Genomic DNA, 16,642 nt, shown 5'->3' with positions numbered 1-16,642 from the left:
CAGGCTCGCTCCCACAGGGGAATTGCATTCCAGGCGACCATTGCGGTCGCCTGGATTTGCAGCGGTTTAACCGATGGTCATCAAACTCGCATTACCACCCGCCGCAGCGGTGTTAACACTCAACGCGCGCTCAATCACCAGACGCTCCAGCGCAATGTTGGTCTCGCCCTGGGACAAGCCCTGAACCCCAACGATCGCGCCGGCACGCTTGGCAATCTGCTGGCAAACGCCGCGCAACTGGTCCGAATGGCCGTGGTGCAGAACGGCATCGAATACCACGTCGTCCTTGTTCCAGTCGGCTACCAGTTTGATCCGCGCCTGAATTTCCTTCGGCAGACGTGCGAACAATGCCTTGCTGATGTCGGACTCTGGCCATACCGCCGAACCGCCTACAGCCAGTACTGCGGCCAGTTGGGTCAGTAGATCGCCTTCAACGTCCGCCAGGCACAACACGTGTTCACGCGGCAGGATCGCGTAGCTGTTCTTCTCACCGGTCGGGCCGGCCAGCACGCGGGTAATGCCGCTTTGCGATTGCGCGGCGTACTGAACGCACAGGGTGCTCAGGTCAGCGAACTTGTTGCTGTCAGCCCAGGCTTTCAGGGCGGTCAATGGCTTGCTCATGGCGTCACGCAGGCGAACGTCCGGGGCTACGGCAGCATCACCGCGAGCGAAGGATTGTTCGATAGCATCGGTCGGACGCGTCGACAGCAAGCGATACAGGTACAGCGGGCCACCGGCTTTCGGGCCAGTCCCCGACAAACCTTCGCCGCCGAACGGCTGCACGCCGACCACAGCACCGACGATGTTGCGGTTGACGTAGACGTTACCGGCGTTGACGTTGTCGATCACCTTGGCGATGGTCTCGTCGATACGGGTGTGCACGCCGAGGGTCAGGCCATAACCGGAAGCGTTGATCTGGCCGATCAACTGGTCGATCTCTTTGCGCTTGTAGCGAACCACGTGCAGCACCGGGCCGAAGATCTCGCGTTGCAGCTCGTCGAAGCTTTCCAGCTCGATCAGGGTCGGCATGACGAAGGTGCCGCGTTTGACTTCTTCGGTGTCAGCGATAGCCACCTGGTACACGTTACGACCTTTGTCGCGCATGCCCTGGATGTGCTTGTCGATGCCGGCCTTGGCTTCGGCGTCGATCACCGGTCCAATGTCCACGGACAGACGCTCAGGGTTACCGAGACGGGATTCCGCCATGGCACCTTTAAGCATTTCGATGACGCGATCAGCAGAATCTTCCTGCAAGCACAGTACGCGCAGGGCAGAGCAACGCTGACCAGCGCTGTCGAACGCCGAGGACACTACGTCGATCACGACTTGTTCAGTCAGAGCAGACGAGTCGACGATCATCGCGTTCTGGCCACCGGTTTCGGCGATCAGCGGAATCGGACGACCCTGGTTGTCGAGGCGACCGGCGATGTTGCGTTGCAGCAGACGCGCGACTTCGGTGGAGCCTGTGAACATCACGCCTTTGACGCGATCATCACCGACCAGGCCTGCGCCGACGGTTTCACCGCGACCCGGCAGCAGTTGCAGCACGCCTTCCGGAATCCCGGCTTCGAGCATCAGGCGCACAGCCTGAGCCGCCACCAGCGGGGTTTGTTCGGCCGGTTTGGCCAGTACCGGGTTACCGGCAGCCAGAGCGGCGGCGACTTGACCGCTGAAGATCGCCAACGGGAAGTTCCACGGGCTGATACACACCACTGGGCCCAGTGGGCGGTGGGCGTCATTGCTGAAGTCGTTGCGTGCCTGCACCGCGTAATAACGCAGGAAGTCGACAGCTTCGCGGACTTCGGCGATGGCGTTGGCGAACGTCTTGCCGGCTTCGCGAGCCAACAGGCCCATCAGCGGCTGGATCTCGCCTTCCATCAAATCAGCGGCACGCTCCAGAATCGCGGCACGTTCAGCGGGCGGGGTGGCCTGCCAGATCGGCGCAGCGTTCAGGGCGCATTGAATAGCGTTGTCGACGTCTTCAACCGTAGCTTCCTGCACGTGGCCGACCACATCACGGTGATCCGCAGGGTTCAGCACTGGCGCAGGCGTTTCGGTGCTGGAAGCGCAACCGAGCATCGGCGCGGCTTTCCAGTCGTTGTGTGCGGTGGCGAGCAAAGCGCAGGACAACGACGCCAAACGGTGTTCGTTGGCCATGTCGATGCCGCTGGAGTTGGCGCGCTCGGCACCATAAAGGTCACGCGGCAGCGGGATGCGCGGATGCGGCAGGCCGAAGCCACCTTCCACGGTCGCCATCTGCTCGATCTGAGCAACCGGATCGGCCACCAGCTCCTGAATCGAAATCGACTGGTCAGCGATGCGGTTGACGAACGAGGTGTTCGCACCGTTTTCCAGCAGACGACGCACGAGGTACGCCAGCAGGGTTTCGTGAGTGCCAACCGGTGCGTACACGCGGCACGGACGGTTCAGTTTGCCTTCGGAAACTTTGCCTACAACCTGCTCGTAGAGCGGTTCGCCCATGCCGTGCAGGCACTGGAATTCGTACTGGCCGGGGTAATAGTTCTGACCGGCAATATGGTAAATGGCCGACAGGGTGTGGGCATTGTGCGTAGCGAACTGCGGGTAGATGACTTCCGGCACCGACAGCAGTTTGCGTGCGCAAGCGATGTAGGAAACGTCGGTGTACACCTTGCGGGTGTAGACCGGGTAGCCTTCCAGGCCTTCGACCTGGGCGCGCTTGATTTCGCTGTCCCAGTACGCGCCTTTCACCAGGCGGATCATCAGGCGATGACGGCTACGGCGAGCCAGGTCAATCACGTAGTCGATCACATACGGGCAGCGCTTCTGGTAAGCCTGGATGACGAAACCGATGCCGTTCCAGCCAGTCAATTGCGGTTCGAAGCACAGGCGCTCGAGCAGATCCAGCGACAGTTCGAGACGGTCAGCTTCTTCAGCGTCGATGTTCAGGCCGATGTCGTATTGCTTGGCCAGCAAGGTCAGCGACAGCAGGCGCGGATACAGCTCTTCCATCACGCGCTCGTACTGCGCACGGCTGTAACGCGGGTGCAGTGCCGACAGCTTGATCGAGATGCCCGGGCCTTCATAAATCCCACGACCGTGAGAGGCTTTGCCGATCGAGTGGATCGCTTGTTCGTACGACGCCAGGTACTTTTGCGCGTCGTGTTCGGTCAGCGCTGCTTCACCAAGCATGTCGTAGGAGTAGCGGAAGCCCTTGGTTTCGAACTTGCTCGCGTTGGCCAGTGCTTCGGCAATGGTCTCGCCGGTCACGAACTGCTCGCCCATCAGGCGCATGGCCATGTCGACGCCTTTGCGGATCATCGGTTCGCCGCTCTTGCCGATGATGCGGCTCAGCGACGAAGTCAGTCCGGCTTCGTTATGCGTCGACACCAGTTTGCCGGTCAGCAGCAGACCCCAGGTGGCGGCGTTGACGAACAGCGACGGGCTGTTGCCCAAGTGCGGGTGCCAGTTGCCGGTGCTGATCTTGTCGCGGATCAGTGCATCGCGAGTGCCCTTGTCCGGGATACGCAGCAGCGCTTCGGCCAGGCACATCAGCGCCACGCCTTCCTGGGACGACAGGGAAAATTCCTGCAACAGACCTTGAACAATGCCTGCACGACCGCCGGCACTTTTCTGGTTGCGCAGTTTTTCTGCGATGGACGCAGCGAGTTTGTTGGTGGCTTCGGCCATTGCGACCGGCAGGCGAGCCTGCTCGATCAGCATCGGTACCACTTCCGGCTCAGGGCGACGGTAAGCGGCAGTGATGGAGGCGCGCAGCACCGATTGCGGCAGAATGCTTTCAGCGAATTCAAGGAAGCACTGGTGGGCGTGATCGTTGTGGACTTCGCCCGAGTCGTCGGCGTCCTTGGCGGACAAGCCGTTCAGCTCGGTCAGGGTTGCACCACCCTCGAGTTTTTCCAGGTAATTGAAAATTGCCTGCTTGATCAGCCAGTGCGGCGTACGATCAATCGAGGTTGCGGCGGCCTTCAGGCGCTCGCGGGTCGGGTCATCGAGTTTGACCCCAAGGGTGGTGGTAGCCATATTTTTATCCTCATGGTTGCCACAGTTGCGTGGCATCAGCTGGCGGCAAGATTAGCCGTGCGCCGAATGAGGTGCAACCGGGTGCAACCCTTTTTTTGTCGGAAATATAGGCAGCTCGTCAGGAAATATTTTCTGGTACGAAAGTGCTGCTCTTGTTTGGTGCTTTTGCTTCTAGCAACAGGCCATAACTGTTACAAAAGGGAGCAAAAACGGGGTCGTCGTCGATAAATCCGACTAGGTGCAACTTATTCTCGCGAAACTGGTTGCACCTTATTTGATTTGTTGCATAGCATTCGCGCCCAAGGTGCAACCGGAATACCCGATGTACCCGGCTGATGGCTTTCCTGGGGAAACATCAGTCCTAAATGCGCGGGATCCGGATCGTCTGCCAAACGTCGTCGTTTGCGAGCGGTTCACCACCGCCGCTACATAAAAACAAAGCCAGGGCGTAACTCAATGAGCGTAAGTAATCCAACCCTGATCACATTCGTGATCTACATCGCAGTAATGGTGCTGATCGGTCTCATGGCCTATCGCTCCACCAACAACCTTTCTGACTACATTCTGGGCGGCCGTAGCCTGGGCAGCGTCGTGACCGCACTGTCTGCCGGTGCTTCCGACATGAGTGGCTGGTTGTTGATGGGCCTGCCGGGCGCCATCTATATGTCCGGTCTTTCCGAAAGCTGGATCGCCATCGGCCTGATCATCGGTGCCTACCTGAACTGGCTGTTCGTTGCCGGCCGTCTGCGCGTGCAGACCGAGCACAACGGCGACGCACTGACTCTGCCTGATTACTTCGCCAGCCGTTTCGAAGACAAAAGCGGCCTGCTGCGGATTATCTCGGCCGTTGTGATTCTGGTGTTCTTCACCATTTACTGCGCTTCGGGCATCGTCGCTGGCGCCCGTCTGTTCGAAAGCACTTTCGGCATGACCTACGAGACGGCGCTGTGGGCCGGTGCTGCGGCAACGATTGCCTACACCTTCGTCGGTGGTTTCCTCGCAGTGAGCTGGACTGACACCGTACAAGCCACGCTGATGATCTTCGCGCTGATCCTGACGCCGATTATCGTGCTGCTGGCCACTGGTGGCGTCGATACCACGTTCCTGGCGATCGAAGCACAGGATCCAAGCAACTTCGACATGCTCAAAGGTACGTCCTTCATTGGCATCATCTCGCTGCTGGGCTGGGGTCTGGGCTACTTCGGCCAGCCGCACATCCTTGCGCGTTTCATGGCCGCGGATTCGGTCAAGTCGATTGCCAAGGCGCGTCGCATCTCCATGGCCTGGATGATCCTGTGCCTGGGCGGTACCGTGGCCGTGGGCTTCTTCGGTATTGCTTACTTCTCGGCGCACCCGGAAGTAGCGGGTCCTGTGACCGAGAACAGCGAGCGCGTGTTCATCGAACTGGCCAAACTGCTGTTCAACCCATGGGTTGCCGGGGTTCTGCTGTCGGCCATCCTCGCGGCTGTCATGAGCACCCTGAGCTGCCAGTTGCTGGTGTGCTCGAGCGCCCTGACCGAAGACTTCTACAAAGCGTTCATTCGCAAGACTGCTTCGCAGAAAGAGCTGGTATGGGTCGGTCGCGCCATGGTGTTGCTGGTTGCTCTGGTCGCCATCGCACTGGCCGCTAACCCGAAAAACCAGGTTCTGGGTCTGGTCAGCTATGCCTGGGCCGGTTTCGGTGCAGCATTCGGTCCGGTTGTGTTGATCTCGGTAATCTGGAAAGGCATGACCCGTGACGGCGCACTGGCCGGTATTCTGGTCGGCGCGATCACCGTGGTCGCCTGGAAGCAGCTGGACGTGATGGGTCTGTACGAAATCATCCCGGGCTTCATCCTCGCCAGCCTGGTCATCTACATCGTCAGCAAGCTCGGTAAGCCGACGGCTGGCATGGTGCAGCGTTTCGAAGCGGCAGAAAAAGATTACAACCTGAACAAGTGATTGTTCTGAGCTGAGGCTCACTAAAAACGGCTCGTCTCCCATAAGGAGGCGGGCCGTTTTTTTGTGCCCGTGTTTTCTATAGATCACTGGAAAACCCTGTGGGAGCTGGCTTGCCAGCGATGGCGGCTTGTCAGTCACTGCATCTGTTGAATGTGCTGGCCACTTCGCTGGCAAGCCAGCTCCCACAGGGTTCAGTGCAGGGTTCGAGGAATCTGTCTGTAGTTGGATGCGGCAATTTGAGTAGGGCATTTAGACGGCCAAAGTAGGGCAAATCTGATTTTTCCGTCACCCACCCAGCCTCCCTTGCCTCTCATGCAGAATCGCCCGCCCTTCATTCTGCAGAGAGACATCGGATGTTCGCGCCTGCCAATCAACCGCGTTTCACGTTGACCCTCGAAGGCGCCCCGCACGACCTCAAAGTCCTTGAGTTCACGGGCACGGAAGCCATCAGCCAGCCCTTTCGCTTCGAGCTGGAGCTGGTCAGTGAGCGGCCGGACCTGGACCTCGAAAGCCTGCTGCACCGTCAGGCGTTTCTGAGCTTTGCTGCGGATGGTTCCGGTATTCACGGTCAGATCTATCAGGTCGGACAGGGCGACTCCGGGAAACGTCTTACTCGTTATCACCTGAGCCTTGTCCCGCGTCTGACGTACCTGGGGCACCGCATCAATCAGCGGATATTCCAGCACCAGAGCGTGCCGCAGATCGTTGCGCAGGTTCTCAAGGACCACGCGATCCTGCGTGATGCCTTCGAATTTCGCCTCGGCAGCGAATACCCGGTGCGCGAATATTGCGTGCAATACGCAGAGAGTGATCTCGCGTTTATCCAGCGCCTGTGCGCCGAAGTCGGCATTCACTACCATTTTCAGCACAGTCCCGAAGGCCACCTGTTGGTGTTCGGCGACGATCAAACGGTGTTCCCGCGCCTGGCCGAGCCGACCCTTTATTTGCCGGGCACTGGCATGGCAGGCGGGGCGCCGGCGATTCAGCGCTTCAATGTTCGCGTGCAAACCCGTACCAGTGTGGTCACCCGGCGCGACTACAACTTCGAGAAGCCGCGCTTGCAACTGCAGAGTCGCATCGACGGCGAACAGAACCCGGTGCTGGAGGATTACCGCTTTCCCGGCCAATTCAACGACCGTGAAACCGGCAAGCACCTCACCCAGCGTGCACTTGAGCGCCATATCGCCGATTACCGTCAAGCCGAAGGCATCAGCGATGAATCCGCACTGGCTTGTGGACATTTCCTGCAACTGACCGGGCATCCGCGTCAGATATGGAATGATCTGTGGCTGCTCACCGCCATCGAACACCGTGGTCGGCAGCCGCAAGTGCTGGAGGAATCGGTGACGAGTGATGGGGAAGAATTCCGTGGTTACCGTAATACCTTTCTCGCGACACCGTGGGACGTGTTCTTTCGTCCAGCCTTGGGGCCCGAAAAGCCAAGGATGCTCGGCTATCAACCGGCAATCGTCACCGGGCCGCAGGACAGCGAAATCCACTGCGATGAGTACGGTCGGGTCAAGGTGCAACTGGCCTGGGATCGCGACGGCGAGTTCAACGAGCACGCCAGTTGCTGGCTGCGAGTTGCCACTGGCTGGGCTCACGATCGTTACGGCAGCGTGTTGATTCCAAGGGTCGGCATGGAAGTGCTGGTCGGTTTCATCGATGCCGACGCGGATAAACCGCTGGTGATGGGGTGTCTGCCAAACGCAGCGACCCCGGTGCCACTGGACTTGCCAGCGGACAAGACCCGCAGCATCTTCCGCAGCCAGAGCAGCCCCGGTGGTGGCGGCTACAACGAACTGCGCATTGAAGACAAAAAAGGCGCCGAGGAAATTTACCTGCGCGCCCAGCGCAACTGGACTCAGCATGTGTTGAATGATCAACAAGTGCAGGTCGACAACCAGCGCAGCATCGTCGTCACCGGCATCGCCAGGCATGAGTTGAAGGCTGACGAACAACGCATCACCCACGGCCAGCGCCAGACCGAAGTGAGGCAGGACGATCATCTGACGGTTGTTGGCGATCGGCATATCCGCGTGAGCAATCAGGCGACTAGCGCCAGTGCGCAATTCCACGTCAGCGCCGGCCAGCAAGTGGTGATTGATGGCGGCGCCAGCGCAACGATTCAGGCGGGCGGGCAGTGGATCAACATTGGCCCCGGCGGAATTTTCAGCAGCGTGCCGATTGTGGTGGGTGGCGCGCCGATGGCGGCGATGAGCGCGGCGCCGAGTGTGCCGGGGCTGCCGGAAAATTTGGTGGCGGCCCCGGCAGCGATGCTGGCGGCCGCGCAGATCATGAGTCTCAAAGGTGACGCGCCATTCTGCGAAGAGTGTGAGCGCTGCAAGGAGGGTGTTTGTGCAGCCTGAATGTCTTGATCCGCACGCATGGCTGGCGCGTGAGCCGCTGAAACCGTCGGAGCAGTTGTTCGCGATTTTCAGTAATGCCAGCGCTGCCAAGCCGCCGTTGCAGTTGGCGCCGAGCCCGGTTTGGGCAGACACGATCTACGCCGAGTGGGATGCGGTGATGCCCTTCGTGGGAATTGTCGCGGCGGACAGTGAGTTTCTGGATTGGGTGGCGACTACCGAGTCCCGCGAATGGGGTTGGTTGGCGGTTTCTTCGGCGAGCCTTGAAGTGGTGATCGAGCATTTTCGCAGCCTGACGCAAGTCTTGATGCCGGACGGGAAGGCTGTGTTTTTCCGGTTTTGGGATGGGCGGTTTCTGTTGCCGATCCTGCAGTCTGAAGAAGTGGAATCGGCGCAGCTGTTGCCGGTGGTCGCGCGCGGACTCATCAATGGTCAGCCTGTTGATATCGGGGGCAGGGCACAGGTTTCGGGGCGGGTGTTTCCTTGGTGGACGGTGCCTGGTTCGGTGTTGGCCTTGAATGGTGATGAGGTTCAGGTCAGCAATGCTGTGCAGTGGCTGAGCGAGGAACATCCGGCGTTGTACGAGGCATTTCCCGAGGCTGTTATGCGCTGCAAGGTCAGGCAGTTTTTTCGGGTTGCAGTGTCGGAAGAATCGTCGCAATCGGCGTTATTGGAGTTTTTGCTGGCAGAGTCGGTGTGAGATTTCCGGGCGAAGGCATCGGACGTTTCCTTCGAGTTGCGGCGGTTTTCATGAACTGGTGGGCGTTGGGTTGCAGGGGTAGGCTTTTCGTTGTCACTGCGAGAGTGGTGACAGGGTGTAGGAACCCTCGCTTTCATGGAGTCACAGTCGGTTGGATTTTTGCGGCACTTGATTCAAGTCCGTAAGATCGTTCGCGGCGGCTGTGCGCGGGACACGCTTCGGCGTGACCGAGGTCCATGATTGCTCGGTTCCTACTCTTGCGCACAGCTGCCACCCAAACCTGTAGGAAGGTGCGTTGGCTGCTCACGTTCATCAATCATGGAGCTAACAAAATGACGACTTTGCATCCCGATCCACCCTACGAAAAAATCATCCCCCATCCTGACAACCGCTTCATGGCCCTGACCGGCAATTGCAGCGACATGCCCACCCTGTTCATCGACACCCACGTCCCCCTCGACATCCTCCTGGACGCCGCCAACCATCGCCTGCGCGCCGTGATCCAGGTCCTGGAAAACATGTGCATGCGCGGCTCGGTCGAATGCGACTCCGTCATCCTCAGCGACTTCGCCCAGCTCTGCGTGATTCCGCTGCGCGACGGCTGTGATGTGCTGGATGTCATCGGCAAGCGGTTGCGTGCAATGCCTTCCTGAATTTTCAGGAGCAAAATCAAAAGATCGCAGCCTTCGGCAGCTCCTACATGAAATCCCCTGTAGGAGCTGCCGAAGGCTGCGATCTTTTGACGTTGAGGGTACGGCAGTCAGTCTGCGATGTAGCGATCCTGTGTCTTGATAAAACTGTCGAAAGCCTCTGAGTTGTAGACCTCCAGGCACCCATAAAAAACGACATTGCTGTTCGAGTGTTTGCTGATCGATGGTGTCTGCTTGTAGGCCGCATACACATAGTTTCTGGTTTCTTTATATGGATCGTGCAGCACTTGCAGCGTGTCTTCATTCTGCAGGACGGAGTGCATGCCTTTGCCCATGAACGAGTAAGCACCAGCGGACAGACCGATGTCCTTTTCCAAGGCTGAATTTTCTTTGAATGGCTTCAGGATGCAGTGACTCAAGCCGTAGTTCTTGAGCATTTGGCGGGCCTGCGCAATGTGGTTTTCGCCCGAAACAGCGTGCATTGAGCAGATCAGGCACAGAGAGAAAAAGATCGGGTGACGCATGGGTTGGACTTCCTGTCGGCGGGTACCTGCCTGTTAAGCGAGATAAATGACCTGTGGCGATGGGGTTGGGTCAGATTCTTAACATGTAAGAGGCCGCTCGGCTACCAACCCCTGACTTGCCGCCCGGTAAAAGGTAAACTTCGCGGCCTTCGCAGGAGCAATCATGAATTATCGTCACGCCTTCCATGCCGGCAATCACGCCGATGTGTTCAAACACCTGACCTTGACCCGCCTCATCGCCCTGATGTCGCGCAAGGAGCAGCCGTTTGCCTATCTCGACAGCCACGCCGGCATTGGTCTGTATGACTTGCAGGGCGATCAGGCCAACCGTACCGGCGAGTACCTGGAAGGCATTGCGCGCTTGTGGGATCAGCCGGACCTGCCGGCGCTGACCGCTGACTACATGAAAGTGCTGCACGAGATGAACCCGGATGGCCAGTTGCGCTACTACCCGGGTTCGCCGGAGCTGGCGCGGCGTCTGACCCGGCCACAGGATCGGGTGATGCTCAACGAGAAGCACCCTGAAGACGGCGTGCTGCTCAAAGACAACATGGCCGGCGATCGTCGGGTGAAAGTGCATCTGGGCGAGGGCTGGCATGTTGCGCGGGCGATGTTGCCGGTGCAGGAGAAGCGCGCGGTGATGTTGATTGATCCGCCGTTCGAGCAGCTCGATGAAATGCAGCGTTGTGCGGCGTCGATGAAAGAAGCCATTGGCCGGATGCGTCAAACCGTGACGGCGATCTGGTACCCGGTGAAGGATCAGCGTGCCTTGCGCCGTTTCTACCAGGATCTGGCCGGCACTGGCGCGCCGAAATTGTTGCGCGTGGAGTTGCTGGTGCATCCATTGGATACGCCGAACAGCCTGAACGGCTCGGGGATGGCGATTGCCAATCCGCCGTGGGGGCTGGAGGAAGAATTGCGTGAGCTGCTGCCGTGGTTGTCCAAAAAATTGGGCCAGACCCAGGGCGGGTGGCAGATGGATTGGCTAATAGCGGAATAAAGCTGCGAGCTACAAGCTGAAGCGAACGCAACGCTTGCAGCTTGTAGCTCACGTCTTGCAGCTTTAGTTCGGCATGCACACACCAGTGCCGCCAATCCCGCAGTAGCCTTCCGGGTTTTTCGCCAGATACTGCTGGTGATACGTCTCGGCAAAGTACACGGTCGGTGCCTGTTCGATCTCGGTGCTGATTTCACCCAGGCCCGCTTTCGACAGTTCAGCCTGATAGGTCGCCTTGCTCGCCAGCGCGGCATCCAGTTGCTCTGGCGAGGTCGCGTAGATCACCGAGCGGTACTGCGTGCCGATGTCGTTGCCCTGACGCATGCCCTGAGTCGGGTTGTGCAATTCCCAGAACATCGCCAGCAGTTCTTCGTAGCTGACTTGCGCCTTGTCATACACCACCAGCACCACTTCGGCGTGGCCGGTCAGGCCTGAGCAGACTTCTTCGTAAGTCGGGTTCGGCGTGAAGCCACCGGCATAGCCAACCACCGTGCTGACCACGCCTTCGCGCTGCCAGAAGCGACGTTCGGCGCCCCAGAAGCAGCCCAGACCGAAGATTGCGAAATCGACGTCCTGGAAAAACGGGCCGAGCAGCGGGGTTTCTTCGAAGACGAAGTGCTTTTCAGGCAGGGTCATCGCGGTTTCGCGGCCGGGCAGAGCTTGTTCTTTAGTCGGGAGCACGTTTTTGTTCACCAGAATTTCCGAGCGCAGAACCATGATCGTTCCTCTCAGTCAGGATGGGATGTAAAAAAGTAGACCGCCAGTGTGCCCAAAGCTATCCGGATGCGCACTACCCAATGTAGGAGCTGCAGTGTTGGCGAGAAGGGTTTACAGGCAGAGCGGGCCGCGCGGGTAGCGTTTCAGGGCCTGGATCAGTTCGGCGCCGGGGATCGGCCGGTCGAACAGGTAGCCTTGACCCACATCGCAACGATGGCGACGCAGGAACGCCAGTTGCTCGGCGGTCTCGATGCCTTCGGCCACGACCTTGAGTTTCAGGTTGTGGGCCATGGCGATCACCGCAGAGGTGATTTCCATGTCGTCCTGGTTGTCGGGGATTTCGTGGATGAAGCTGCGATCGATCTTGATGACGTCGATCGGGAATTTTTTCAGGTAGCTGAGCGACGAGTAGCCGGTGCCGAAGTCATCCATGGCCAGGGTCAGGCCCAGGCGCTTGAGTTGATCAAGTTGCAAGTGCGTGTCTTCGGTGGCTTCCAGCAGCAGGCCTTCGGTCAGTTCCAGCTCCAGCAGATTGGCCGGCAGCGCTTCTTCCTTGAGGATGTTGGCGATGGATGCGACCAGATCCGGATCGGAGAACTGCTTGGGCGACAGATTGATCGCCACTTGCAGATTGCCCAGACCGGCAGCGGTCAGCGCTTTGCTCATGCGACAGGCCTGACGGGCGATCCATTTGCCGATCGGAATGATCAGGCCGGTTTCTTCGGCGACGCTGATGAACTGGTCCGGACGAATCATGCCGCGCTCCGGATGATTCCAGCGCAATAGCGCTTCCATCCCCAGCAAGCGACCACTGCGCAGGCAGAGCTTGGGCTGGTAGAACACGTCCAGCTCGTTCTGGGTCAGGGCGCGCCGCAGGTTGTTCTCGACGAACAGCTTGTAGCTGGCCTCGGCGTTCAGCGCTTCGGTGAAGACTTGCACCTGATGTTTACCATTGGCTTTGGCCTTGTGCAGGGCCAAACCGGCGTTACGCATCAGGGTTTGTGGGTCGCGGCCGTGCAGGGGCGCGCAGGCAAGGCCCACGGAACCGGTGACGCTGATCAACTGGTTGTCGACGAACATCGGTTTGTCGAGGGTCATCAGCAACTGGCTGGCGATCTGTTGGCCGACCTCAAGGTCGGTGTCGTCGAGCAGCACCGCAAATTCGTTACTGGCGAACCGGGCGAGGCTGCCGCTCGAGCTCAGGCTGTTGCGCAAACGCCGCGCCAGGCTGATCAGCAGTTTGTCGCCGGTCTGGTGGCCAAGGCTGTCGTTGATGCGCTTGAAGTTGTCGATGTCCACCAGCAGCAGGCTGATCGGAGTATCGGTATCGCGGGCGAAGCGTTCGTCGAGGTTGCGGATGAACGCCGGGCGGTTGCCGAGGTTGGTCAGGTTGTCGGTGTACGCCAGACGTTCGATGCGCTGCTGCGCCAGTTTGGTCTGGGTGATGTCTTCGTAGATGCCGATGTAATGGGTCAGCTCACGGTTGTCGCCGTAAACCTTGGAGATCGACAACTGCCCCCAGTAGGGTTCGAGGTTTTTCCGGCGGCTCTTGAATTCGCCCTGCCAGCTGTTGCTCTTGGCCAGCGCCGAGGGCGCGTCGAACAGCAGCTCGCTGAGGTTTTCCAGGGCCGGCAGTTCCGACAGGCGCTGGCCGTGGACTTCCTCGGTGGTGTACTGGGTGATCGCGGTGAAGCTCGGGTTGACGTACTCGACCACGCCGTCGCAATTGACCAGCAAAAAGGCATTGGCGCTTTGCTCGACCGCACGCTGGAACAGGTGCAGGGCGCTGGTGGCGGTGCGCCGGTTGTGGTTGTTGATGACTTGGGCGAACTGGTCGGCCAGTTCACCGGCGAAGGCGATTTCATCGGACTGCCAGGCACGGGTGACGCCGGTCTGCTCCAGACACAGCACGCCGACCACATGGCCGTCGACGCGGATGCTGGCGTCGAGCATGGCGTTGACGTCGCGCGGGCGAAGCGCTTCGGCCATCTCGCGGGTGCGCGGGTCACGCATGGCATTGTGTGCGTCGATGGCGCGGCTGCTGTGCAGGGCGTCCATGTAATCAGGGAAGCCGCTGATGTCGATTGCGTCCGGGATAATGTATTCCTGGGTGGCGCGGTGGTAAGCCGAGATCGGCAGCAGTTGCTGGCCTTCAAGATTCCACAGGCTGGCACAGTCGATTTCATAGATATCGCAGGCGCAGCGGGTGATCAGTTCGGCGGCTTCTTGCAGCGAGTTGTGCGTGCTGTAGCGCTGGCGGGCGAGCAGCAGAATCAGATCCTGCTGGGCACGCACCCGCTCCAGATGCTGCAGTTGTTCCTGCTGGGCACGCTGGTTGAGTTCGAGGGCGATTTGCAGGCGTGAATTCTGGGTTTCGAGATCAACTGAAGACAGCAGTGGCGTTTCGTCGAATACGTTATCGACCGCCAGCAAATAGCCGCGCAGCAAGTGCCGATTGTGCTGCTTGTAGGCTTCGCCGAGTTCCAGGATGGACAGCACGCCGGCAGGGGTGTGTAGCGTGTAACGCACCAGATAATGCGGGCTGGCACTGAGTTGCAGCTGGATCGTGTCGTGTAACTGATAGCGCGCTTCCGGCTCCATCAGGCTGGCGTAAGGCGAGCCGACCAGAGCACACAGCTCAACGGCCGGTTGACCGAATTGACGTTCGCAATTGGGATCAAGAAACAGCATTGCCCAGCTGGCTTCATTCAAGCGCTCGAAACGCAGCATGCCGAGCCGCGAGGGCACCGGCAATTGCGTCACTACCTCGGCCACCATACGGCTGGCGGCATCGGGTTGGCTCTTCATGGAGGGAAACTCGCTTGGAAATATGCTGAACGCGCTGGGCTCTCGCCCTCTTTACTGTTGCCTGCGGCAAGGTTGCATCATTGCGGCACTGACTGACAAGAGTGATGAAGGCCAAGTGCTATAAGAATGTGTCGGCCGCGCGGGGCATTTCTCCAGTGTCTGTCGGAAAAGAACGATTGATCGCAGCTTGCGACAGTTGCTACAGGGGCATTTGACCTTTGCAGGCGCTGCCCAAGGCTGCGATCTTTCAAGGCTTAACGCAGTTTTATGGCAATCGACTGTAGCTTCTTGCCATTCCGATCATGGTAATTGACCAGAATCTGATCGGCTTCGACCACCACATGGGCAAAGTTGTCTTCACTGACCACCGTGCTGGTCAGTTCATGCCGATAGTCCCCCGTCGCTGTGCGCACCAGCGGTTGATCGAGCATAAAAGTCGAGGCTTTGGCGTAGGGAAGCAATTTGCTGTTGCACAGTGGCGAGGAAACGACGGTGTGAACTTCAAAGTCCGGATCTTCGCTGTGGGTCAGACGCGCAGTCAGCGAGCCGTGCACGTCGCCCGAGACGAACACCACGTTTTTGATCCGCCGGGTGCGAATGGTTTCCAGAATGCGCAGGCGCTGTTCCGGGAAGGCTTCCCACGCATCGTCGCCAAGTCGTTTGCGATCCGGGTAGAACATCACGCTGGTCACTACGAATTTCACCCGCGCCGGACTGTTGATCAGCCACTCCAGCAGCGCGTGTTCTTGAGCCTCATCAAGGATGCGTCGATCATCGGGCGACAAGTTACGTCGAGTGCGGCTGTCGGTCACGAACCATTCGATGTCACCGTCGCTGAATTGATACCAATAATGCTCAAGTACAGAGCGATTAATCTGGCCGTTAGTTGTCAGTGGATGCACCGGGCTGTGACTGGCTTGATACAACTCGTAGGCCGCCATGGCATTGCGATATAACGCGCCGTCGGACTTGCTCGCATTGGCCGGCCAGTTATCTTCTATTTCATGGTCGTCGAGAATCATGTAAGTCGAAGTGCTGGACATCAATCGCTTTATATTGGGTTGCGAGAAGGCCGCGCGGTATTTACTGAGTATGTCCTTGTATTCGCGATCCGGTGCGAACAGGTTCATGTCGTCGACATAAATTTGATCGCCGGTCATTAGCGCGGCGCTGATCGGGGGTTGTGCGCCTTCGATCAATTGGTTGATGGATGCGAAAATCCGGTCGCCCAACTGGGGCAAGGAAGCAATGCCGGCGGTCATGCGCAAGTAGCGGCAGGAGCCGACAATGTAGGCTCTTGCGTGCATTGCTGTCGAGCGAGTGCGCAGACGGTAGATTTCCCGAGGCCACTGCAGGGGCAGCTCTGCCACCGAGTCTTGGGTATGAACCGGATTCATCGGGCTGAACCAGCCTGCTTGAAATTCGTATTCCGTATCGCTGCTCAAGTTGTTGAGTGCGAAAACTTCCGACATATCTCGCAGATCGCTCAGTTTGGCGAAAATACCGTTAGACCATTGTTGTGTGTCGGCGATGCGATAACGTATCCCGGCAAACACGGTAGCGTTGTCCTGGCGGTCGCCGCGGATAAATATGCGTGCATGATTAGTTGTTACATGGCCGATTATCGGGCCGATAGTTGGTTTTAGCATTTCGAATCCATTCGAATGAATTGCTGAATAAGTTTTAGTGTCAGGTTCGTTAAATAAACTTGCTGCGCCAAGGTTAGTTGTAAGTTGAATGAATAAGTCGGCGTAAAGTTGACTGGAGTCGTGGCCGATGTCAGCGCGACTTGTAGCCTGAATTCATAGAATAAGCGCAACGCTTGAAACGAGAGGCAGAGAGCCAGCCACCGGTAGAATCCAGGCTCTCACACCGAAGGATTCAAGCGCAGATGACTACGCATTACCGGCAGCTGACTC

The 16,642-nt window shown here is 58.7% G+C and carries 10 protein-coding genes; 5 read left to right on the top strand and 5 right to left on the bottom strand.

The genetic code is table 11. From position 1 onward, the window contains the following. Window positions 1-66: 66 nt before the first annotated feature. On the bottom strand, window positions 67-4,020 hold the full coding sequence (gene putA / locus JJD74_RS11355) for a trifunctional transcriptional regulator/proline dehydrogenase/L-glutamate gamma-semialdehyde dehydrogenase (RefSeq protein ID WP_200613855.1): 3,954 nt from the start codon (window positions 4,018-4,020) through the stop codon (window positions 67-69). A 456-nt stretch (window positions 4,021-4,476) separates the two neighbouring features. Here putA and putP point away from each other — a divergent pair, with 456 nt between their 5' ends. The 4 genes from putP (at window position 4,477) to JJD74_RS11335 (ending at window position 9,680) form a co-directional block, all read left to right on the top strand. Next, on the top strand, window positions 4,477-5,961 hold the full coding sequence (gene putP, locus JJD74_RS11350; protein ID WP_200613845.1) for a sodium/proline symporter PutP: 1,485 nt from the start codon (window positions 4,477-4,479) through the stop codon (window positions 5,959-5,961). A gap of 353 nt (window positions 5,962-6,314) precedes the next feature. Next, complete coding sequence (locus JJD74_RS11345; protein ID WP_200613843.1) at window positions 6,315-8,330, top strand: type VI secretion system Vgr family protein; 2,016 nt, start codon at window positions 6,315-6,317, stop codon at window positions 8,328-8,330. Beyond that, entirely contained in the window at window positions 8,320-9,027 is a 708-nt protein-coding gene (locus JJD74_RS11340; RefSeq protein ID WP_200613841.1) for a DUF4123 domain-containing protein, read from the top strand. Before JJD74_RS11345 ends, JJD74_RS11340 begins: the two co-directional genes overlap by 11 nt. 332 nt (window positions 9,028-9,359) lie before the next feature. After that, window positions 9,360-9,680 carry a hypothetical protein gene (locus JJD74_RS11335; protein ID WP_200613839.1) on the top strand — a complete coding sequence of 107 codons (321 nt, stop codon included), beginning with the start codon at window positions 9,360-9,362 and terminating at the stop codon, window positions 9,678-9,680. A 107-nt stretch (window positions 9,681-9,787) separates the two neighbouring features. Here the strand turns inward: JJD74_RS11335 and JJD74_RS11330 are convergent, their stop codons facing one another. Next, a complete protein-coding gene (locus JJD74_RS11330; RefSeq protein WP_042557316.1) occupies window positions 9,788-10,201 on the bottom strand; it encodes a hypothetical protein in 414 nt (137 codons plus the stop codon). A 163-nt stretch (window positions 10,202-10,364) separates the two neighbouring features. On the opposite strand from JJD74_RS11330, the gene JJD74_RS11325 reads away from it, so the two are divergent. After that, complete coding sequence (locus tag JJD74_RS11325) at window positions 10,365-11,201, top strand: 23S rRNA (adenine(2030)-N(6))-methyltransferase RlmJ (protein ID WP_042557317.1); 837 nt, start codon at window positions 10,365-10,367, stop codon at window positions 11,199-11,201. A gap of 63 nt (window positions 11,202-11,264) precedes the next feature. On the opposite strand, the gene msrA is transcribed toward JJD74_RS11325, so the two are convergent. The 3 genes from msrA to JJD74_RS11310 form a co-directional block, all read right to left on the bottom strand. After that, window positions 11,265-11,915, bottom strand: coding sequence for a peptide-methionine (S)-S-oxide reductase MsrA (gene msrA, locus JJD74_RS11320; RefSeq protein ID WP_042557318.1), 651 nt, complete (start codon window positions 11,913-11,915; stop codon window positions 11,265-11,267). 111 nt (window positions 11,916-12,026) lie between these two features. Further along, entirely contained in the window at window positions 12,027-14,723 is a 2,697-nt protein-coding gene (locus tag JJD74_RS11315; RefSeq protein WP_200613837.1) for a putative bifunctional diguanylate cyclase/phosphodiesterase, read from the bottom strand. Window positions 14,724-14,977: 254 nt separating this feature from the next. After that, window positions 14,978-16,372: an alkaline phosphatase D family protein gene (locus tag JJD74_RS11310; protein WP_200613826.1), complete on the bottom strand. Its 1,395-nt coding sequence runs from the start codon at window positions 16,370-16,372 to the stop codon at window positions 14,978-14,980. Window positions 16,373-16,642 lie beyond the last annotated feature (270 nt).

The sequence above is a fragment of the Pseudomonas sp. MF6776 genome (assembly GCF_016613125.1).
Lineage (GTDB): Bacteria > Pseudomonadota > Gammaproteobacteria > Pseudomonadales > Pseudomonadaceae > Aquipseudomonas > Aquipseudomonas iridis.
The sequence above is the reverse complement of the archived record's forward strand: the minus strand, read 5'-3'. Positions and strand labels throughout refer to the sequence as shown.

Excerpts from the sequence above, each read along its gene's own strand:
- putA (WP_200613855.1), bottom strand. The coding sequence starts at position 4,020 with ATGGCTACCACCACCCTTGGGGTCAAACTCGATGACCCGACCCGCGAG.
- putP (WP_200613845.1), top strand. The coding sequence starts at position 4,477 with ATGAGCGTAAGTAATCCAACCCTGATCACATTCGTGATCTACATCGCA.
- JJD74_RS11345 (WP_200613843.1), top strand. The coding sequence starts at position 6,315 with ATGTTCGCGCCTGCCAATCAACCGCGTTTCACGTTGACCCTCGAAGGC.
- JJD74_RS11335 (WP_200613839.1), top strand. The coding sequence starts at position 9,360 with ATGACGACTTTGCATCCCGATCCACCCTACGAAAAAATCATCCCCCAT.
- JJD74_RS11330 (WP_042557316.1), bottom strand. The coding sequence starts at position 10,201 with ATGCGTCACCCGATCTTTTTCTCTCTGTGCCTGATCTGCTCAATGCAC.
- JJD74_RS11325 (WP_042557317.1), top strand. The coding sequence starts at position 10,365 with ATGAATTATCGTCACGCCTTCCATGCCGGCAATCACGCCGATGTGTTC.
- msrA (WP_042557318.1), bottom strand. The coding sequence starts at position 11,915 with ATGGTTCTGCGCTCGGAAATTCTGGTGAACAAAAACGTGCTCCCGACT.
- JJD74_RS11315 (WP_200613837.1), bottom strand. The coding sequence starts at position 14,723 with ATGAAGAGCCAACCCGATGCCGCCAGCCGTATGGTGGCCGAGGTAGTG.
- JJD74_RS11310 (WP_200613826.1), bottom strand. The coding sequence starts at position 16,372 with ATGCTAAAACCAACTATCGGCCCGATAATCGGCCATGTAACAACTAAT.